Genomic DNA, 20,169 nt, shown 5'->3' with positions numbered 1-20,169 from the left:
TACCCACATCTCTTGCTTTAAGAATTATTTAATTTTTATCGATAAATAGTTTGCTTTTTGAATCAAAATGTTCTGTTATTAGTTTTTCAATGCTTAATGATTTCTTTATGTAACATTCTTCATTAATGAAATTAAGAAGATAACAACTGTGTATTATCCCTTGTGGCGTTGTTTGTAGTTCCAGTAATTTTTCAAAAAAAGTTTGCATATAAGTACGCTCATCTTCTTTTGCAAGAATAAGATAGGGGGTAATGTAGTTCTTAGAAATTTTTTTTAAGATAGTAAAAAATTGGTGATTGGCAAAATCTTCACAATTGATTAGCGATTCAAGCTCTAGAAATTTATTGGAAGGTAACAGCCTAAAAAAGCAAAATACGCCCTTTTGCGGTATCTTGTTAAATAGCGTAATAATTATTTGAATTATCGAAATATCTGAAGCGTTTTTAACTAGACTCAATGCTGCAGCAATGGCGACTTCTTGGCGAGAACTGTTACAAGCCTGAATTAATGCTTGATTCGTTTTTTCGCAAGGATAATATGCTAACATGTTAGCCGCATCGATTTTCTGTTTTATTGTGCCTTTTTTCAATAGTAACCTAAGTTTATTTTGGAATGGTTCCAGATCAAAATAAGTTAAAATGTATTTTTCGCGATGTTTCTCGAAAAAATAGGCAGCAATTATTGCTACGCAATTTAGCGATAATTTTTTTGTTATCTCTTGCTTAAAATAAGATTCATCACCTGTTTTCAATGCTTTTTTGTAAATTTTTAGCAATTTCAATTTTAATTTCTTGTGTCTTCTAAATTGAATTTCACGTTTGATGTAAATTGCAATGGTTACTATCAATACAATAAAGCTAATAAAAATGAAACAGGCATTATATAAATTTAGGTATCGAGTTAGAATGTCCATTTTATTCCACATCCTAGTGTTTTTTTAGTATATAACTTACGGCTGTGGTTGGTTTGAACTCTTTCTTCATTATTATAGTTTACAAACCCAGTTATTGAATTAGATATGTCATATGACAATCCAATAAAATGAGATTTGACTTTAATTAATGAACGATTAAATTTTATCGAACGGTCGGATGTTTCTTGACTATTTGCATATCCTGCAAAGAGATGTAATTCTTCTGTAGGTGATATGGTGGTTTTAAATAAATAACCACTCATATGATGGTTGTCTTGATCAAATGTGTTGTACCATTTACCTGCTATGGATAAACGATCATTAAAGAAAAATTGTTCAATACCCGGTGAAATAGTTTTAATGTTGCCATCGTTATAGTGGTCCAACTTTGCATCGAGGGTGATATGGAATGAATTTATTTGATCATTATACGGGGAAAATAATTGATAATCCCCACCGCTTGTTATTGTATATGTTGCGTAAAATTTTTTAGATGTGGCGACAGAACCTGATAGATAACCATACGCTTTATTGTTGAATGTGTGCCAATAAGTTAGGCCTATTTTTTGGTCGTTGCTATGAAAACGGTTTGCTTGGGTAAAATGGCCGGTTATGGTATTTTGCGGTGATAGCCGATAAGATAGTGCTAAATCCACTTCATTCCAATTCGGCAAAGATTTAGATAATCGACTATGTGTGCCAGATAGAACAATATTCCAGTAATGTGTATTTTTTTTTATGTTATCAATGTTTGCCTGTAGGGACAGTAATTGTTCGTCATTAGGTGTTAGATTTAAGTACTTATCAAGTAACAATTTGGCTTTTTCGGGATGGTTAGGATCTTTAGCTAAAACAACACTAACTAAACCATATTGCGCATCTATGTAATTGGGGGCGATAACAAGTGCGGATTCAAACGATTTTTTTGCTTGTTCTAACTGAGTTAGTGCGTAATAATTGAAACCTAGTTGGACAAGAATATCGGAATTATTTGGCTGTAGTTGATTCGCTTTTATTAATTTTGATATTGCTAATTCAAAATTTTGTGATTTTTTCGCATCAATACTTTCTTTTAATAATTGATCTGCTTTTATTGCATCATTATCTCTATTTGTGGTTGCGACTGTTTGATAACTGCAAAACAAAATACTGACAATTAAGACAAACTTATAGTACATATAATTACCTTAATCCATTAAATTATTTCTAAATATCAAAAACTAATGTGTATCTTTATGCGTCGATAAAATCGACAAATTTGGGAAAGTTTGGGACTGAGTAGCGTCTAACGTATTTTTACTAGATTAATACGATAAACGTATTGGGCCGAATTATATATGAAACAGATAATAAAATACATATAAAAATTAAGTATGTTTTTTGAAATTTGACATATGTCCTTTTATTGTTGGTTTTTAATCGTTTTATTTATTAATTCGGAATATAATGAACGCTTATTTGGAAAGAATTCTATGAATAATATGAAAACAAGAACACTATTTTTTACTGCATTAACTCTTTTTTCTTTTAACAATTCATTTGCTATTGAAAATAAGCATGATCATTCTGTTTTATTAGATAAAGTTCACCAAAGCGAACGAGATGATCGTCAATATGAAGTGATTGAACTTGATAATAAAATGCGTGTGTTATTAGTTTCCGATCCTAAGGCAACCAAATCACTCGGCTCTATCGCATTGCCTGTTGGTTCATTATATGATCCAGCCCTTCAACAAGGCTTAGCCCATTACACAGAACATATGGTGTTAATGGGTTCGAAAAAATATCCTCAACCATCAAGTTTTACAGAATTTTTGGCTCGACATGCCGGTAACTACAATGCGACAACTAGCGGTAATCGCACCGCATTTTTCTTTGAAGTTGAAAATAGTGTAATTGATAAGGCGTTAGATTATTTAGCCGATGCCATTGCTGAGCCAATTTTTGATCCTAAATTTGCTGATAAAGAACGTAATGCTGTTAACGCTGAGATGACGTTATACCGCTCTAGTGATGGTTTTCGAATTCAGCAGGTTGATGCTGAGACGATTAATCCGGATCATCCGGCATCACAATTTTCTGGTGGGAATTTAGAAACTTTACGTGATAAAGATAATAGTAAATTGCAAGATGCATTGGTTAATTTTCATGATAAATATTATTCAGCTAATATTATGGTTGGGGTTATTTATAGTAATCAACCGATCAAAAATTTAGAGGCGTTGGCTGAATCTACTTATGGTCAAATTCCTAATAAAAATATAACTGTGTCGCCAATTACTCAACAAGCTGTTACTCAGGAGTTTACTGGTAAAGAAATTACTATGATACCAGCCCAACCTAGAAAAATGTTGTCGTTAAAATTTCCGATTGAAAATGATATCGACAAATTTTCTGATAAGACCAATGAGTACCTTATTTATCTCATCAGTAATAATAGTAAAAATACTTTAGCTGATCAGCTACAAAAACAGGGCTTGGTTGAAGCTATTCAAGCTACTAGTGATAGTAAATATTATGGTAATAGTGGCACATTTAATATTAATGTTATTTTAACCGATGAAGGCTTAGCTCAGAAAGATAAGGTTATTGCAGCCATTTTTAATTATTTACAATTAATTGAAAAGCAGGGTGTTTCAGACGCGTATTATGATGAGATAAAAAAAGTCTTTGCTTTGTCTTTTAAGTATAAAGATGTTAACCGTGATATGTCTTATGTAGAATGGCTATCCGATCAGATGCTTCTTTACCCGGTTAAAAATGTATTAGATTCTGATTATATTGCTGAACATTTGAATAAAGATGCTATCATCAATCGACTCAAAAGTTTTACGCCTGAAAATGTTCGAGTTTGGTTAATTGCGCCAAATCAAACTACTGACAAAACGGCTTATTTCCTTAATGCACCTTATAAAGTTGATAATATCACTGATGAATTAAAAACAAGTTGGGCTGATTTAGGTAGAGCGTTTTCGTTTAGTTTGCCTGAGCTAAATCCATATATTCCTGACAATTTTAATATTGTCAGACAAAATAATGATCAGATTCAACCCGCGACATTTAGTAAACGTGGTAATCATATCCATTTTGTTAGTCGTCATTTTAGTCACGATCCTAAGGCTGTAATTGCTGTTTCTTTACGCAATAATCAGGCGTTTAAAGATGCAAAATCGTCAGTTTCTTTTGAGTTACTTGATTACATTGTAAGTCGAGATTTGACGCAATTACAATTTCAAGCAGGTAATGCTGGAATGTCACTATCAACCGGTCTTGATAATGGTTTAATGATAACCGCTAATGGTTTTAATCAACATTTACCAGATATGGTTTTAGCCATTCTTAATAGTTATCGACAAGTGACCATTGATGAGCAAAATTTACAATTAGCTAAATCATGGTATCTTCAACGACTTGATGGGGCTGACCATTTTGAAAGTGTACGTTTAGCGTCAGAGCCAGTTCTCGCTTTATCTAAAATGCCTCACTATTATGAGCGAGGTGAAAGACGACAAATTACCAATAATATCACTGTAAGTGATGTTCAAGCTTATCGCGATAGTTTGATGACTCAATCAGTTCCTTATATGATTAGTTTGGGTAATATCTCAAATGAAGATTCATTAGATCTTTATCATGCCATTCAAAAGACTTTAAAGCGTGATGTTGAATTTACACCATTAGATGATATTAAAATTAAAACTGCCTTTACAGCTAGAATAACCCAACAAGCAAAAAGCACAGATAATGCGTTGTTAATGACCTATTTTCCAATCAATTATGATTCCACTAAGAGTCAAATAGTTGGATATACTTTAGCTAACATTATGTATTCTTGGTTTTTTGATCAACTGCGTAGCAATGAACAATTAGGTTATCTGGTTGGTGTTTTTCCATCATACATAAGTGAATCAGTAGGACTAGGGTTTGCTGTTCAAAGTAATCAATATGATCCTGCTTATTTATTAAAACGTTACCAAGCGTTTTATCCAACAATGTTAACTAAACTAGAAGCATTATCTAATGATGATGTTGAGGAGTATAAGAGAAGTATCATCGAAGAGCAGACAATGCCACCACAATCTTTAGATGAAGAGTTTGATCGTTTGAGATCAGACTATCGCTTATCTCGTTTCCAATTCGATTCGCGTGATAAAAAAATAGAGTTACTTAAGAAACTCACTAAAGAGGATTTAATTGAATTTTATAAAAATGCAGTTATTGAACAAAAAGGTTTGGTAATAGCATCGCAAGTATTAGGTCAACCTGAGGATGGTAAAAAACAACCTGAAGCGATTACCGATTATACGGAGTTCAAAAATGCATCATCGTTACAAGACGAATTGTTAAAATAATATTCTAAAACATAGATTCGATCTGAAATATCATTACATTAAATTGGCATTGTACTTATCATATGGTACACTGCCGAAATCCCAATAGTTTGAGTAAATTATGATTACTGGATCGACTGATTATTTTGCTATCGGACAGCGGTTACGAGCTTATCGTATCGCTGCCTCTCTTAGGGCTGAAGAGGTTGCTGAAAGTCTTAGGATCTCAAGAGCTGCGGTTTACCGTTTAGAAAAAGGCGAAATCGTTAAAATAGAAACGCTTGAACGATTAGCTTCTTTGTTAGATACGTCATTTGCTAGTTTACTTGGCATTGATACAGAATATTATTCAAGTGGTGATGGTTTTTTTGAGCGTATGCGTCAACTCGAAGAGCAGTCCACTCATATCTTTTCTCATTTCGATCCCTTTTCTTTTCTTTTAACTTCGCCTGATTATTTGTCTCATTTAGGGATGATGTTAAGAGAATCGAGTGATAATATTGAGGCTGAAAGATATGCGACTTCTTTGTCTATTTTACATGATCGCAAAACTCAGTTTTATCAATCTGTCCCTAAAGTAATTAATTTAATTAGCTTACGTAATGTTGAACGGTTTTTGCATATCGGCTTAGTTGGCAATCTGACTATTTCGCCGGGTAAAAAGTCTGAAAGAATGTTGTTGGCGCGCAAGGAGGTCTATCATTTAATCGAATTAATTGAAGATCAAGCTTATGCACCAACAATTGCTATTACTGAGCAAGCTATTCCATCTATTGCTTTCCAAATATTTTATCAAAATGATAATGCGTTAGCTTTAGCTATGAGCCCGTTTAGATTAGGTGAGTTACCTAATATTACAACGGGTATCGCCTCAATAACTTCATCAGAAGATGCGATTAAGCGTTATCGTCATTTATTTGATAAATTGTGGCAAGATAGTGCCAAAGATCAGCAAGCGATAAATTTATTGAAAGCCACCTTAGATAAATTCTAAAGAATATTGAAATTATTAAAGAGAGTTACTATGTTATCTTTAACATTACAACCGATAAAAAAATTTAGTGGTACGATTAATCTACCTGGTTCTAAAAGTGTTTCAAATCGTGCCTTACTTTTGTCTGCACTTAGCAATGGTAAAACACGATTAACTAATTTACTTGATAGTGACGATGTGCGCTATATGCTTGATGCTTTAAAAGCTTTGGATATTAAATATCAATTATCAAGTGATCGAACAATTTGTGATATTGATGGAGTAGGTGGCAAATTACACTCTAGTCATCCATTAGAGCTATTTTTAGGTAATGCTGGGACCGCTATGCGTCCATTAGCTGCTGCGTTGTGTTTAGCTGATAACAATATTGTATTAACCGGCGAACCTCGTATGAAAGAGCGTCCAATTGGCCATTTGGTTGATGCTTTGCGTCAAGGTGGGGCTAAAATTGATTATCTTGAAAACGAAGGTTATCCTCCATTACATATCCATGGTGGTTTTACCGGTGGAAAGATTGAGGTAAATGGTTCGGTATCAAGTCAGTTCTTAACCGCACTTTTAATGGCTGCACCGCTAGCTGCCAACGATACTGAAATTACTATTATTGGTGATCTGGTTTCTAAACCTTATATTGATATCACGATAAAAATGATGGAGATGTTTGGTGTTTCGGTTATTAATGAAAAATATCAAAAATTTATCATTAAAGCTAATCAAACTTATCAATCACCAGGCCATTATTTGGTTGAGGGTGATGCCTCTTCAGCCTCTTATTTTTTAGCTGCTGCAGCAATCAAAGGTGGCACCGTTCGCGTAACAGGTATTGGTAAAAAGAGTTTACAAGGCGATACCCAATTTGCACATGTGCTTGAAAAGATGGGCGCTAAAATCACTTGGGCTGATGATTATATTGAATGTACTCGCAATGAATTAAATGGCATTGATATGGATATGAACCATATACCTGATGCAGCAATGACCATTGCAACTACTGCGTTATTCGCTAAAGGTCCAACGACTATTCGAAATATTTACAATTGGCGTGTTAAAGAAACGGATCGCTTATCAGCAATGGCAACCGAGCTACGTAAAGTAGGTGCGACCGTTGAGGAAGGGGATGACTATATTACAATTATTCCTCCAATTAAATTAAATCATGCTGATATTAAAACTTACAATGACCATCGTATGGCAATGTGTTTTTCATTAGTTGCACTGTCTGATACTCCAGTCACAATTTTAGACCCAAAATGCACAATGAAAACCTTTCCTGATTATTTTGAACAATTTAAACGATTAAGCGAAATATAACATGACTAAAAATATTCCGGTTATTGCTGTTGATGGACCAAGTGGAGTTGGCAAGGGCACTTTGTGTCAAGCATTAGCGAATCATTTTAAGTGGCACCTTTTAGATTCTGGTGCAATTTATCGTGTGCTTGCACTTGCTGCTTTGAAACAAAATATTGCTTTAGATGATGCTAAACAATTAGCAACATTGGCTCTTAACCTGCCGCTTACGTTTGATACCAGTAGTGATGATGTGAAAGTTTTGTTAGATGATGTGGATGTTTCTCGCGAGATAAGAACAGAAGAGACTGGTGGAGCCGCTTCAAAAGTTGCGTCAATAAATGAAGTTAGAGTTGCTTTATTACAGCGACAACGTGACTTTAGACAGATGCCTGGGCTAGTTGCTGATGGTCGTGATATGGGGACAGTGGTATTTACTGATGCCCCAGTTAAACTATTTCTTGATGCTAGTGCACAATCAAGGGCAGAAAGAAGAATGAAACAGTTGCAAGATAAGCAAATTCATGCTAAATTCGCCGAAATTTTGCAGGAGATAACCGCGCGAGATGAACGAGATCGTAATCGAGTTGTTGCGCCATTAAAGCCTGCGGTTGATGCACTAATAATTGATACAACATCGCTTTCAATTCAAGATGTTTTTAATCAATCTGTTATGTATATTAAAGAAAAACTTGCGCTGTAAGTTTATATTTAAACTTTGGCGTGAACCAAGCTCCATTACAAGGATGAGTGGAGTATCGTAAACAACCCCACAAGACATGAAGTAATGTGGACGTTAAATTAAACTTAAAGTAAATAAAATATGACTGAATCTTTTGCTCAACTCTTTGAAGAGTCTTTAAATCAACTAGACACTCGTTCTGGTAATATGATCCGTGGTACTGTCGTTGCAATCGACAAAGATGTTGTTTTAGTTGATGCTGGTTTAAAATCTGAATCAGCAATTCCAGTAGAGCAGTTTAAAAATGCCCAAGGCGAATTAGAAGTTCAAGTTGGCGACGTTGTTGACGTTGTTCTTGACTCAATTGAAGATGGCTTTGGTGAAACAATTTTATCTCGTGAAAAAGCTAAACGTCATGAAGCGTGGCTAACATTAGAGAAAGCAGTTGAAGATGCTGCAACCGTTTTAGGTGTTATCAATGGTAAAGTTAAAGGTGGCTTTACGGTTGATCTTAATGGCGTTCGTGCGTTCCTACCTGGTTCGCTTGTTGATGTTCGTCCATTACGCGATACTTCTCATATTGAAAATAGAGAAATCGAATTAAAAGTTATTAAATTAGATCAAAAACGCAACAACGTAGTTGTTTCTCGTCGTGCAGTAATTGAATCTGAAAATAGCGCAGAAAGAGAACAACTTCTTGAAAATCTACAAGAAGGTTCTGAAGTTAAAGGTATCATCAAAAATCTTACTGATTACGGTGCATTCGTTGATCTTGGTGGGGTTGATGGTTTACTTCATATCACTGATATGGCTTGGAAACGTGTTAAACACCCAAGTGAAGTGGTTGAAGTTGGTCAAGAATTACTTGTTAAAGTTCTTAAATTCGATAAAGATCGTTCACGTGTTTCTCTTGGCTTAAAACAATTAGGCGAAGATCCATGGGTTTCAATCGCTAAACGTTACCCAGAAGGTACTAAAGTAACTGGTAAAGTAACTAACTTAACTGATTACGGTTGTTTCGTAGAAATCGAAACTGGCGTTGAAGGTTTAGTTCACGTTTCTGAAATGGATTGGACTAACAAAAACATTCACCCATCTAAAGTGGTTAGCTTAGGTGATGAAGTTGAAGTTGTTGTTCTTGAAATTGATGAAGAACGTCGTCGTATTTCTCTTGGTCTTAAACAATGTAAACCAAATCCATGGTTACAATTTGCTGAAGCACACAATAAAGGTGATAAAGTTAGCGGTAAGATCAAATCAATCACTGACTTTGGTATCTTCATTGGTTTAGATGGTGGTATTGATGGTTTAGTTCATCTTTCTGATATTTCTTGGAATATGCCAGGTGAAGAAGCAGTTAAAGCTTATAAGAAAGGTGATGATATTGAAGCCGTTGTTTTACAAGTTGATGCTGAGCGTGAACGTATCTCATTAGGTATCAAACAACTTGAAGACGATCCATTCAGCAGTTTTGCATCTAACTTCAAAAAAGGATCAATTGTTAAAGGTAAAGTTACCGCTGTTGATGCTAAAGGTGCAACAATCGAAATTGCTGAAGGTATCGAAGGTTACTTAAAAGCACAAGATATTGCTCGTGAACGTGTTGAAGATGCAACTACTGCATTGAACGTTGGTGATGAAGTTGAAGCGAAGATTGTAAATATCGATCGTAAAACTCGTGCAATTTCTTTATCTATCCGTGCTAAAGATGAAGCTGATGAGAAAGAAGCACTTGCTGCTGTAAATAATACTGCACCTCAAGAAGATGCGTCATTTACTAACGCAATGGCTGAAGCATTCAAAGCTGCGTCAAAAACTGAGTAAAAAATATCTATTGAAAGAGTAAAGAGGGCTTGCCCTCTTTTTCTTTTGTGGTATAAAATGAATAAATTATATACTACATAAATTAAATTAGGAGTGACCATGAACAGATCCGATTTAGCTGAAAAAATAGTCAACTGGCGGGCACACCTTCCTGTGCAACTGGTTGATGATGCTGTTAGAGATATTATTGAGCAAATCGCATTAGCGATGGAGACTAACGATCGTGTGGAAATCCGCGGTTTTGGTAGTTTCAGCTTAAATTATCGTGCTCCACGTAAAGCAAGAAATCCTAGAACAGGTGGAAATGTTGAAGTTAAACACAAATATATTCCTCATTTCAAACCAGGGAAAGAGCTACGTGAACGCGTAAATAATGCAGCTAAAGCATAATTAAATTTAGTTAATTAAAAAAAGCCTTTGAGTAAAATCAAAGGCTTTTTTGTTATTGAATAAATCATTTTCTTTAATATAAAAAGTGAAAGAGTTATCTGTAAATTGGAATAGAGATCTAATATTAATTATAAATTAACTTCAAAAAAGTCTGAGCATGTTAGATTGGCTGTTTAGTCAATATAAGAAGTAGAAGTTGATGCGGTGTTCAATAGATTTAATGGCAATAGCAATTTCATTAGGTAGCATTCCATTAATTTTTTTACCATCGTTACCCAATGATCAAGATTGGTATATTTTAGCTTTTATACTCATTATTTTAGCGGCTAAATTTCAACGTTATTTTACTTTTATCATCATCCTTGGATTAAGCTTTCTCTGGTCGACCGCTATAGCAAAGCAATATCTCAGTTCAATTGAACCTTATATTGACCAAACATTAGCAATAACGGCAAAAGTTGAAAGTATTAATACACAGGCTCCTGCTAAAATTCAAACAATGACTCCCCATTATGTAAAATTTTCAATTACCAATATTTCCGATCAACCTTTGCCTTCACCCATACCCGTCATTATCTATTGGGAACAACCCGAATTAATAAAAGCTGGACAAATTTGGCAATTAACCATAAAAACTAAAGTAGTCCATAGTTATTTAAATGAAGGAGGATTTGATAAACAACGATTTGCGATAGCCAATAAATCTTTATTAAAAGCAAAAGTCATCAAATCAGTTTTACTCGAGGATAAATCTAATTTTCGACAACTCATTGCAGATAAATGCCTACCTTATATTAATTTATTTAGTTATCGAGATATTTTATTAGCACTTGGTTTTGGTGATCGCTCACAACTTGAAACTCATAATCGAATAACAATGATGCAAACAGGTGTTGCTCACTTAATGGCTATTTCTGGAATGCATATTCTATTAGTTTTTTATATTTGCTTTGGAATAACTAAAGGATTCGTTTTTTGCTTACCACAACGTTATATTTATTTCTTTCTACCGATTATAGTAGGTTGGTTGTGCAGTATAGGTTATACGTGGTTAACCGGTTTTAATCCACCAACATTACGAGCGATTTTTGCTTTATCGATTTGGATATATTTACGTTATAAGAATAATCAAATAAGTGCGTGGCAAAAAGTTAATCGTATTATTGCATTACTATTAATTATTGATCCGTTAATGATATTGTCCGAAAGTTTTTGGTTGTCTTGTTATGCTGTGGTTAGTTTAATTTTTTTGTTTGATTGGTTACCACTACCTAACGCGATGAAAAATAAAAAACGGTGGTATTTATTTAGATTATTACATTTACAATTTGGTTTGATACTATTACTTCTACCAATCCAATTGTATGTTTTTCATGGTATAAGCGTTGTTTCACTGGTTGCTAACTTGATTGCTATTCCTATTATCTCTTTAATTACTTTCCCAGCAATTTTACTGGGACTATTATTTAGTTTAATCAACTGTTTTTATCTTGCTTTATGGTTCTGGTTTGTTGCCCAATATTCGCTTGAATGGTTATTTCATTGTTTAGATTGTCTAAATTATATGTGGTTAACTATCTCAATGGATTTTTACTTTCTAAGCTTTATTGGTTGGTTAGCCTTTATAATAATAAGAGCAGCAGTTTGGCGAAGGTTTAGTTTTACACTTTTCATTATTTTGACGCTGGCTTTTTCTCCTTTCTATAAACAACCAGATTATCTTTGGCGAATGGATATGCTAGATGTTGGGCATGGTCTTGCTATTGTAATTCACAATGGTCAATCAGCTATTTTATATGATACGGGTGCAAAATGGGAAAACAGCTCAGCAGCAGAGCAAATTATTACTCCTTTTCTGCAATGGCATAACCTCCAGCTTGAAGGAATTATTATTAGCCATAGTCACAATGATCATATTGGAGGATTATCCTATTTAAAACAACGTTATCCCAATGCCTGGCTTATGAGTTCATCTTTAAGTTTACGCAATGATTATAATTGCTTAGCCAAGCATAATTTTTATTGGAAGCACTTAAATCTTAAAGTGCTATGGCCGACTAAATTAGTTGATAACACGGAAAATGCTGATTCGTGTGTAATACAACTTACTGATGGTCGATTTTCAGTGCTGTTAACCGGTGATTTAGAACGAAGGCAAGAGTATGATTTAGTTATGCAACATAAGAAAAATCTATCTTCAACAATATTACAGACTCCACATCATGGTAGTAATACTTCGTCAAGTTACCCATTTTTAAACTACGTTAATCCAGTTAATGCATTAACTTCAACCTCACGTTATAACCCTTGGCAACTCCCTTCAAATAAAATCACTGCTCGTTATAAAGAGTTAAATATTAATTATTTTGTTACAGGAAGAGAAGGGCAAATAAGTCTGTTTTTTTATCCTACTTCATGGCAGCAAAAAACGTTGCGACATGACATTAATCCAAGATGGTATCATGATTGGTTTGGTAGTTTACCGTTTTATGAGTAAAATAAGGGAAGTACTTTAAATAGGGTCACTAAAGGTTTAAAAATGATTGAAAATAGCAGGCGATATGATGATTGAAAAACTGTGGTATGGTAAAAATAAATCATTTTGGTTGCTACTGCCATTTTCATTATTATATGGATTTATTGCTTCCGTTCGTCGTCAACTATACAAACTTGGTGTATTAAAATCATGGCAGTCTCCTGTTCCAATTATTGTTATTGGAAATTTATCGGCGGGTGGTAATGGTAAAACGCCACTTGCCATTAGTTTAATTGAGGCGTTGAAATCTAAAGGGCTAAAAGTAGGATTAGTTTCGCGAGGTTATGGTGGAAAATCTGATCACTATCCATTAGTCTTAGATGAACATACTGGAACTGAACAAGCCGGTGACGAGCCTGTATTAATTTTTCAGCGAACCCATATACCGGTAGCAGTCGCGCCAAAACGAGTTGACGCAGTTAAAGCGTTATTAGAATCTTATCAATTGGATGTGATTTTAACCGATGATGGTTTACAGCATTATGCGTTAGCTCGTGATATTGAAATTGTTGTGGTCGATGGGAAACGCCAATTTGGTAATGGGTGGTGGATACCTGCTGGACCTATGCGAGAAAGAAGAGAAAGATTAAAATCGGTTGATTTAATTATTATCAATGGAGATAGTACAGGTGATATAGTAAATCAATTTTCAGATAAAACCTTCACCATGCAATTATTACCTGGTCATGTAGTAAATCTCTTAACTAACCAACAATGTGAATTGTCATCACTTCATCATATTTGTGCAATTGCAGGTATCAGTAATCCAAAGCGTTTTTTTGATATGCTAATTAAAATGAAAGCTGATTTAGTTCATACAGAATCTTTTGCTGATCACCAAAATTTTACGCTTCCGTTATTAGAGAAAGTAGTGGAAAATAATCAAACACTTTTAATGACTGAAAAAGATGCAGTAAAATGTCGTCAATTTGCATTACCTAACTGGTGGTATTTACCCATTGATGCAGTAATACCTAATCAAGCTATTGAAAAGATTTATTCACTGTTTGTAGAAAAAAAATCACTAAGAGAAAAAAAATGATTCTATTAAGCGCTATTGCTTGTCCTATATGCCATGGTCAATTGGAGTATGATAAGCAAAATCAACAATTAATTTGCCAAAAAGATCGGCTGGTTTACCCGATTAAAGATGGTATTCCGGTTTTATTAGCAAGCGAAGCAAAGCAAAGCAATTAGTTCCATCTCATTGTGATAAAGAATAAAAAAGTTTAGAGGTAATTTTATGAGTTTTACGGTAATTATTCCTGCAAGATATGCTTCAAGCCGTTTGCCAGGAAAACCGCTTGCAGATATTCATGGCAAACCAATGATAATTCGAGTTATGGAGCAGGCTAAAAAATCGTCAGCTAATCGAGTAATTATTGCAACTGATAACCAACAAGTATTTGATGTAGTCAAAAGCTATAATGGTGAAGTAATTCTGACTAGCGATAAGCATAATTCCGGTACAGAACGGTTAGCGGAAGTAATTGATAGTTACAAATTTGCTGATGATGAAGTTATCGTTAATGTTCAAGGTGATGAGCCTTTGATTCCCCCAGTTATTATTGATCAGGTAGCCGAAAATCTAGTGAAATTCAAAACTGGCATGGCAACGTTAGCTGTTCCTATTGATAGCGTTGAAGAGGCGTTCAATACGGGAGCAGTAAAAGTCGTGACAGATAAAGATGGTTATGCACTTTATTTTTCAAGAGCGACTATTCCTTGGGAGCGAGACCGTTTTGCTAATTTAAATGAGCAAGGTAAGGTAGATCAAATTGGCGATTTTTATTTACGTCATATAGGAATTTATGCTTATCGAGCTGGTTTTATTAGGCAGTATATAAAATGGGCACCTTCGGCATTAGAGTCAATTGAAATGCTAGAACAACTGCGTGTACTTTGGTATGGTGAAAAAATTCATGTCGCTGTAGCTAAACAACCTCCAGCAATTGGTGTCGATACTCAAGAAGATTTAGAAAAAGTAAGAACATTATTTAAGGAGTAGATGATGGCAACGTTTACAGGTTTTACCCAGGCAGGATTAAACTTTTTACAAGATGCATGGATTAATAATAGTAAGGCTTGGTTTGATGAGCACCGAGCTATTTATGACAATGATTTAGTAAAACCTTTTAGATTATTAGTTGAGCAGTTAACGCCAGCTATGCTAAAAATCGATGAGTGGTTTGAAACGCGTCCCGCTATTGGTAAAACCATATCTCGTATTCATCGTGACACTCGATTCTCAAAAGACAAATCGTTATATCGTAGCCGACTATGGTTAACTTTCAAACGCCCAAATCGTGATTGGAAAGAGGCGCCAGCCTATTTTTTTGAAATCAGTCCAGATTGTTATCGTTACGGATTAGGTTATTATTGTGCATCGAAACAGACTATGGATATATTTCGTGAAGAAATTTTAAATGATACCGAAAAATTTCTAAAAGTTATTCGCTGTGTTAAAAAGCCATTTGAATTAGTTGGTGAGTCTTACAAAAGACCTTTAATCAAAGATGAAAAAATATCGACATGGTATAACCGAAAAAATCTTGCCGTGATGGTAACCAATAATCATATTGAAGATGTATTAGATGGTAACTTAGCGGATAAACTTACTAAAGGTTTTAAACAACTATTACCACTATATGATTATTTAATGCGGGTTGAAATGATTAAAAACATTCCAAATCTGTAAAATAGATATTAAAAAATAGCGCTCCTCAAATATTTTGAAAGCTTAAAATTAATTCTTTAACACCATTTATAATAAACTGGGCACCCACACAAACTAATAAAAAGCCCCTAATTTTTGAAGTGGCTTCAATGCCACTTTTTCCCATAAACCGCATTATGCTGCCTGCACTATGCATACAGAACCATAAAATAATACATAATAGTAATGGAATAGATGATGCATAAACTACCCAAGTTGATACGTTATACCCACCACTTTTCACAGTTGAAGACATACTGATAATCATCGCAATGGTTCCTGGGCCAGCGGTGCTTGGCATAGCTAGGGGAACAAATGCAATATTATTTGAAATTTCTTTTTTCTTCTCATCAGCTTCTAACGTTTTGTGAGAGAGTTGTTGAGGAAATAGCATTCTAAAACCAATGATACCAACAATCATTCCGCCAGCGATACGTAATCCAGAAATAGAGATGCCGAATCTACTCATTACTAATTGGCCACAATAAAACGACACACTCATAATGATAAAGACATAAATACAAGTCATTTTTGATTGGTAATCTTCATTGGTCATATCACCTGATAGACCTAATAGTAATACAACGGTAGTCAATGGAATGGTATAAACAGAATCAAACCAACAGTTTGTATAAGTTCCAGCATAAAATGAATCTAAATCATAATAATAGTTTTAATTAGGTATATATGAAATATAAAAAAAAGATACATCAACCAGCAGTTGATAATTGATATCATCGTTGCTAAACACGGCTTAATTAATCACTTTCATTAGATGCTTTTTTAAATAATGGTGATTTTAGGTTTTGAGCTAATATCACGCCAATTATTGACATACCTCCACCGATTATATGGTAGCTATAGAGTGTTTCATGCAAAAATATTATTGAGATTATAGCGGTAATAAATGGAGTTAAATTTAAGAAGAGGGCAGTTTTATTTGCGCCGAGTTTTTTTATACCCATTATCCAAACAAATGGTGCAATTATAGAAGCTGGAATGCCTGCGTAAAGGACCAACCAAACATTATCCGAATTTATAGTTATATTATCGCTTAATAAAAAACCGGGTAATAAAGCTAATGTACCAAAAATAATTTGGACATAAACTGACTGCCAATTGGTTATAGGCATAGTCCATTTTTTAGTTAACACACCATAAAGTGCATAAGATAGTGCCGCCAATAACATCATTATCTCGCCTTTACCAATACCAAGTTTGAGTAACGGATGACCTCCACTAATCAGCCAAATTAATCCCATAAAAGATAAAATACTACCAATTAGCACGCCTTGGGTGGGTATTACTTTTAAAATAAATAGGCTTAATATAATGGTTAATAATGGAATTATTGACATAATAATTCCCATAGTTAATACACTAATAGTTGCAGCAGCATAATAAGCCAGGCATTGATATGAAGCCATACCAAGTAGACCTAGCACCATTAATTTAAAAACATGTGGGTAGATTTGCTGTAAATTTTTAGTAATACCTTTTAGCAAAAATGGGGTTAATAAAATGAGAGCGAGAAGCCAGCGATAAAATGAGATAACTGCCGGATCAATCACGCCAACAGATAATTTATTGATAGCGGCATTGCCTGCCCAAATAAATACTGCAATAAATGGGTATAAATAAGCCATATATTTTTTGATAAATCAACGAGTAGAAAAATAAATCTAGTTTATCTTGTCTTATTTAATAAATATTTCTTTAATCAGACAAAATGATCTAATATAAGACAAAATTTATTCTATTTAACTATTTATGAATGTCAAAAAACAATCAATTTTAACTACTTCTAATCTAAAACCATTACTCTTTTTCCATCATGAATCGTTCAATGCTGATAATGAATATTCATCACATCATCATCCTTGGGGACAGGTTATTTGTGTAAAGTCAGGAATTTTTGTTTTAACGGTTAAAGATCAACGTTATTTGGCGCCATCGGGTTTCGCATTATGGATTCCACCCTATACCGAACATGCTTGTTTTAATAAAAAATCTGCATGGTTTCGTACAATTAATATTAATAGTTATCAAGCGATGCCTAAAAATACTTGTTTGCTTAACTTGAGTAAGCTTAGCCAAGCTATTATTGATTCCTTTTTTGACCGAAATATTGTACAACCAGAAAGTGAGCAAGATTTGAGGTTAGGGCAAGTATTGATTGATCAGATTTCAGCAGAACCTTACCATAATATGTATCTACCCAATACTAAAGATAAATACTTAGCCCCGATTTTAAATGAGTTGGAACGTAATCCTGCTGATAATAAGACACTGGCACAATGGGCTAAAAAAGTTTTTAGTACAGAACGAACTCTTGCAAGGCGTTGCCAGCAAGAATTAGGCATGTCATTTAGTATGTGGCGACAGCGACTACGGTTTTTATATAGCATTTCGCTTTTAGAACAAGGAAAATCGATACAAGACATCGCGTTTTCTGTCGGTTATAGTTCAGTATCTGCTTTTATTACTATGTTTAAAAATATTTCAGGCGTTACACCAGAGCTTTATCGTTCTAATACCGGCTATAAGAAAAGCTAGGCACAATAGGTGGGGGATTTTTGAAGAAGATTGTAAAAATGCTATTTGAAAAAGGCGTAATTTATACGCCTATATAATAATGAATCGAATACATAACGATTAAAATGGAATATCGTCATCGAAATCCATTGGTGGTTCAGGCATAGCTGGTTGACTTGCTGGTGCAGTTGATGAAGCACGAGATGCTGCAGGAGTAGTTGGCGCAGAGGATGTATTATTTGCACTTTGTCCCCAACTTTTTGAACCTTCATTATAAGAGTCATTATTAGGGCGGTTACCTAAAATTTGCAATACGCCACCAATAGGGTTGATAACAACTTCTGTAGTGTAACGATCTTGACCTGATTGGTCTTGCCATTTACGAGTTTGTAGTTGCCCTTCAATATAAACGAGTGTTCCTTTTTTAATGTATTCACCCGTAATTTCAGCTAATTTACCAAATACGACAATTCGATGCCATTCTGTTTTTTCTCGATTCTCGCCAGTTTGCTTGTCTTTCCAAGTTTCTGATGTAGCAACATTAAAATTTGCGACAGTATTACCAGTTGACATGACACGTACTTCTGGATCTTGACCTAAATTACCAACTAAAATGACTTTATTAATTCCTCGGGTTGCCATTATAAACTCCTAACAATTGCATAGATATATAATTGCGCTATTGTAACATGAGACTGAAATAACATCACCGAATTTAATTTAAATTTGGAAGTTTGTATCCAAATTTTAAAAATTCAGAAAGATTGGCTTAGACATAGGAATTTTTGCCTATAACGAGTATAATGCCACCCATTTCATATCTTAAACATTTTTCTGCTGGAGGCCTTATGATTAATGCGTTTGGATTAAAAAACAAACAATTAGTAAAAATTAATGAAGGCGATATAAAGAATGCGACTTGGATTGACTTGATCGAGCCGGAAGAAGCTGATCGTGAATTCATCTTGACCAATTTAGGTCAAAATTTAGCAACAAGTATCGAATTAGACGATATTGAAGCATCAGCTCGTTTTTTCGAAGATAATGAAGGACTACATGTTCACTCCTTCTTTTTTTATGAAGATGCAGAAGATCGCGCCGGTAACTCTACCGTCGCTTTTACCGTGCATAATGGACGTTTATTTACATTGCGTGAACGCGATTTACCTGCGTTTCGACTATACCGAATGCGTTCTCGTTATCAGGGAATGAATGATGGAAATCCGTATGAAGTTTTATTAGATTTATTTGAAGTTAAAGTTGAACAATTAGCCGATCAAATTGAAAATATCTATAGTGAGCTAGAAGAATTGAGCTTAATTATCATGGATCGTTCTGCTCAAGAGCATTATGATGAAGCGATTACTTCCTTAGCTGAGCTCGAAGATACGGCGTGGAAAGTACGCCTCTGTTTAATGGATAGTCAGCGTGCGGTTAACTATTTAGTTCGTCGTGCTAAGATGCCTGTTGAACAGTTAGAACAAGCGCGAGAAGTTATTCGAGATATTGAATCATTAGTACCCCATAATGAGTCATTATTCCAAAAGGTTAACTTTTTAATGCAAGCAGCTACTAGCTTTATAAATATTGAACAAAGCAGAATAATTAAGATTTTCTCGGTTGTTTCTGTGGTATTTTTACCGCCAACAGTAGTTGCATCAGCATATGGTATGAACTTTGAAAATATGCCTGAGTTAAAATGGGAATATGGATATCCATTATCTTTATTGTTGATGTTAATAGCAGGGGTCGCTCCTTACATTTACTTTAAACTCAAAAAATGGCTTTAGTGGTTATTTTCCTTTCAACTTTTTAAAAATTACCCGCTAACAATTTTGTTAGCGGTAATAGTAAATTCTGTTAAAGCAATCTAGTTAAATCATTATAAATAGTCCATAATATTGCCAGTTTTATTTTTAATATTTATTGAACTATTGTTCATATAGAAAGATTTTATT

Annotated in this window: 17 protein-coding genes and 1 pseudogene; 13 read left to right on the top strand and 5 right to left on the bottom strand. The window is 34.3% G+C overall.

The features are described 5' to 3' along the window. Positions 1–28 precede the first annotated feature (28 nt). Positions 29–913: a hypothetical protein gene (locus A9G07_RS06835; protein WP_065734571.1), complete on the bottom strand. Its 885-nt coding sequence runs from the start codon at positions 911–913 to the stop codon at positions 29–31. Beyond that, positions 901–2,091: a YaiO family outer membrane beta-barrel protein gene (locus tag A9G07_RS06830; protein WP_065734570.1), complete on the bottom strand. Its 1,191-nt coding sequence runs from the start codon at positions 2,089–2,091 to the stop codon at positions 901–903. The genes A9G07_RS06835 and A9G07_RS06830 overlap by 13 nt, the downstream gene beginning before the upstream one ends. Positions 2,092–2,385: 294 nt before the next feature. Here A9G07_RS06830 and ptrA point away from each other — a divergent pair, with 294 nt between their 5' ends. The 11 genes from ptrA (at position 2,386) to A9G07_RS06780 (ending at position 15,658) form a co-directional block, all read left to right on the top strand. Next, on the top strand, positions 2,386–5,265 hold the full coding sequence (ptrA, locus tag A9G07_RS06825; RefSeq protein ID WP_176713957.1) for a pitrilysin: 2,880 nt from the start codon (positions 2,386–2,388) through the stop codon (positions 5,263–5,265). A 100-nt stretch (positions 5,266–5,365) separates the two neighbouring features. After that, entirely contained in the window at positions 5,366–6,238 is an 873-nt protein-coding gene (locus A9G07_RS06820; RefSeq protein WP_065734569.1) for a helix-turn-helix domain-containing protein, read from the top strand. A gap of 30 nt (positions 6,239–6,268) precedes the next feature. Then, positions 6,269–7,549: a 3-phosphoshikimate 1-carboxyvinyltransferase gene (gene aroA / locus A9G07_RS06815; RefSeq protein ID WP_065734568.1), complete on the top strand. Its 1,281-nt coding sequence runs from the start codon at positions 6,269–6,271 to the stop codon at positions 7,547–7,549. Position 7,550: 1 nt separating this feature from the next. Beyond that, a complete protein-coding gene (cmk, locus tag A9G07_RS06810; protein ID WP_065734567.1) occupies positions 7,551–8,231 on the top strand; it encodes a (d)CMP kinase in 681 nt (226 codons plus the stop codon). A gap of 120 nt (positions 8,232–8,351) precedes the next feature. Then, the gene (rpsA, locus tag A9G07_RS06805; RefSeq protein WP_065561941.1) at positions 8,352–10,034 is read left to right on the top strand and encodes a 30S ribosomal protein S1; all 1,683 of its coding nucleotides are present in this window, start codon (positions 8,352–8,354) and stop codon (positions 10,032–10,034) included. A gap of 99 nt (positions 10,035–10,133) precedes the next feature. Beyond that, entirely contained in the window at positions 10,134–10,424 is a 291-nt protein-coding gene (gene ihfB, locus A9G07_RS06800) for an integration host factor subunit beta (RefSeq protein ID WP_065561940.1), read from the top strand. Positions 10,425–10,623: 199 nt separating this feature from the next. After that, positions 10,624–12,921 carry a DNA internalization-related competence protein ComEC/Rec2 gene (locus A9G07_RS06795; protein ID WP_065734566.1) on the top strand — a complete coding sequence of 766 codons (2,298 nt, stop codon included), beginning with the start codon at positions 10,624–10,626 and terminating at the stop codon, positions 12,919–12,921. 67 nt (positions 12,922–12,988) lie between these two features. After that, positions 12,989–14,002 carry a tetraacyldisaccharide 4'-kinase gene (gene lpxK, locus A9G07_RS06790; protein ID WP_065734565.1) on the top strand — a complete coding sequence of 338 codons (1,014 nt, stop codon included), beginning with the start codon at positions 12,989–12,991 and terminating at the stop codon, positions 14,000–14,002. Beyond that, a complete protein-coding gene (locus tag A9G07_RS11895) occupies positions 13,999–14,157 on the top strand; it encodes a Trm112 family protein (protein ID WP_081303369.1) in 159 nt (52 codons plus the stop codon). The genes lpxK and A9G07_RS11895 overlap by 4 nt, the downstream gene beginning before the upstream one ends. A 46-nt stretch (positions 14,158–14,203) precedes the next feature. Next, positions 14,204–14,968, top strand: coding sequence for a 3-deoxy-manno-octulosonate cytidylyltransferase (gene kdsB, locus A9G07_RS06785; protein ID WP_065734564.1), 765 nt, complete (start codon positions 14,204–14,206; stop codon positions 14,966–14,968). After that, positions 14,969–15,658: a DUF2461 domain-containing protein gene (locus tag A9G07_RS06780; RefSeq protein WP_065734563.1), complete on the top strand. Its 690-nt coding sequence runs from the start codon at positions 14,969–14,971 to the stop codon at positions 15,656–15,658. A gap of 25 nt (positions 15,659–15,683) precedes the next feature. On the opposite strand, the pseudogene A9G07_RS06775 reads toward A9G07_RS06780, so the two are convergent. Together A9G07_RS06775 and A9G07_RS06770 are read right to left on the bottom strand one after the other, a co-directional pair. Beyond that, a pseudogene (locus A9G07_RS06775) lies at positions 15,684–16,321 on the bottom strand (MarC family NAAT transporter). Between the two features lie 113 nt (positions 16,322–16,434). Then, positions 16,435–17,322 (bottom strand): DMT family transporter, encoded by an 888-nt coding sequence (locus A9G07_RS06770; RefSeq protein WP_065734562.1) that lies wholly within the window; start codon positions 17,320–17,322, stop codon positions 16,435–16,437. A gap of 124 nt (positions 17,323–17,446) precedes the next feature. Between A9G07_RS06770 and A9G07_RS06765 the strand changes: the two genes are divergently transcribed. Beyond that, entirely contained in the window at positions 17,447–18,232 is a 786-nt protein-coding gene (locus A9G07_RS06765; RefSeq protein WP_065734561.1) for an AraC family transcriptional regulator, read from the top strand. 99 nt (positions 18,233–18,331) lie between these two features. On the opposite strand, the gene ssb is transcribed toward A9G07_RS06765, so the two are convergent. Continuing rightward, entirely contained in the window at positions 18,332–18,853 is a 522-nt protein-coding gene (gene ssb / locus A9G07_RS06760; RefSeq protein WP_065734560.1) for a single-stranded DNA-binding protein, read from the bottom strand. A gap of 206 nt (positions 18,854–19,059) precedes the next feature. Here ssb and corA point away from each other — a divergent pair, with 206 nt between their 5' ends. Then, positions 19,060–20,001 (top strand): magnesium/cobalt transporter CorA, encoded by a 942-nt coding sequence (corA, locus tag A9G07_RS06755; RefSeq protein ID WP_065734620.1) that lies wholly within the window; start codon positions 19,060–19,062, stop codon positions 19,999–20,001. The last annotated feature ends 168 nt before the right edge of the window (positions 20,002–20,169 follow it).

This window comes from Gilliamella sp. wkB72, assembly GCF_001693745.1.
Lineage (GTDB): Bacteria > Pseudomonadota > Gammaproteobacteria > Enterobacterales > Orbaceae > Gilliamella > Gilliamella apicola_E.
Note: the sequence above shows the minus strand (reverse complement) of the source record. Positions and strands in the feature narration are given on the sequence as shown.

Excerpts from the sequence above, each read along its gene's own strand:
- A9G07_RS06780 (WP_065734563.1), top strand. The coding sequence starts at position 14,969 with ATGATGGCAACGTTTACAGGTTTTACCCAGGCAGGATTAAACTTTTTA.
- ssb (WP_065734560.1), bottom strand. The coding sequence starts at position 18,853 with ATGGCAACCCGAGGAATTAATAAAGTCATTTTAGTTGGTAATTTAGGT.
- aroA (WP_065734568.1), top strand. The coding sequence starts at position 6,269 with ATGTTATCTTTAACATTACAACCGATAAAAAAATTTAGTGGTACGATT.
- A9G07_RS06795 (WP_065734566.1), top strand. The coding sequence starts at position 10,624 with ATGCGGTGTTCAATAGATTTAATGGCAATAGCAATTTCATTAGGTAGC.
- A9G07_RS11895 (WP_081303369.1), top strand. The coding sequence starts at position 13,999 with ATGATTCTATTAAGCGCTATTGCTTGTCCTATATGCCATGGTCAATTG.
- A9G07_RS06830 (WP_065734570.1), bottom strand. The coding sequence starts at position 2,091 with ATGTACTATAAGTTTGTCTTAATTGTCAGTATTTTGTTTTGCAGTTAT.
- cmk (WP_065734567.1), top strand. The coding sequence starts at position 7,551 with ATGACTAAAAATATTCCGGTTATTGCTGTTGATGGACCAAGTGGAGTT.
- ihfB (WP_065561940.1), top strand. The coding sequence starts at position 10,134 with ATGAACAGATCCGATTTAGCTGAAAAAATAGTCAACTGGCGGGCACAC.
- corA (WP_065734620.1), top strand. The coding sequence starts at position 19,060 with ATGATTAATGCGTTTGGATTAAAAAACAAACAATTAGTAAAAATTAAT.
- lpxK (WP_065734565.1), top strand. The coding sequence starts at position 12,989 with ATGATTGAAAAACTGTGGTATGGTAAAAATAAATCATTTTGGTTGCTA.
- A9G07_RS06835 (WP_065734571.1), bottom strand. The coding sequence starts at position 913 with ATGGACATTCTAACTCGATACCTAAATTTATATAATGCCTGTTTCATT.
- kdsB (WP_065734564.1), top strand. The coding sequence starts at position 14,204 with ATGAGTTTTACGGTAATTATTCCTGCAAGATATGCTTCAAGCCGTTTG.
- A9G07_RS06770 (WP_065734562.1), bottom strand. The coding sequence starts at position 17,322 with ATGGCTTATTTATACCCATTTATTGCAGTATTTATTTGGGCAGGCAAT.
- rpsA (WP_065561941.1), top strand. The coding sequence starts at position 8,352 with ATGACTGAATCTTTTGCTCAACTCTTTGAAGAGTCTTTAAATCAACTA.
- ptrA (WP_176713957.1), top strand. The coding sequence starts at position 2,386 with ATGAATAATATGAAAACAAGAACACTATTTTTTACTGCATTAACTCTT.
- A9G07_RS06820 (WP_065734569.1), top strand. The coding sequence starts at position 5,366 with ATGATTACTGGATCGACTGATTATTTTGCTATCGGACAGCGGTTACGA.
- A9G07_RS06765 (WP_065734561.1), top strand. The coding sequence starts at position 17,447 with ATGAATGTCAAAAAACAATCAATTTTAACTACTTCTAATCTAAAACCA.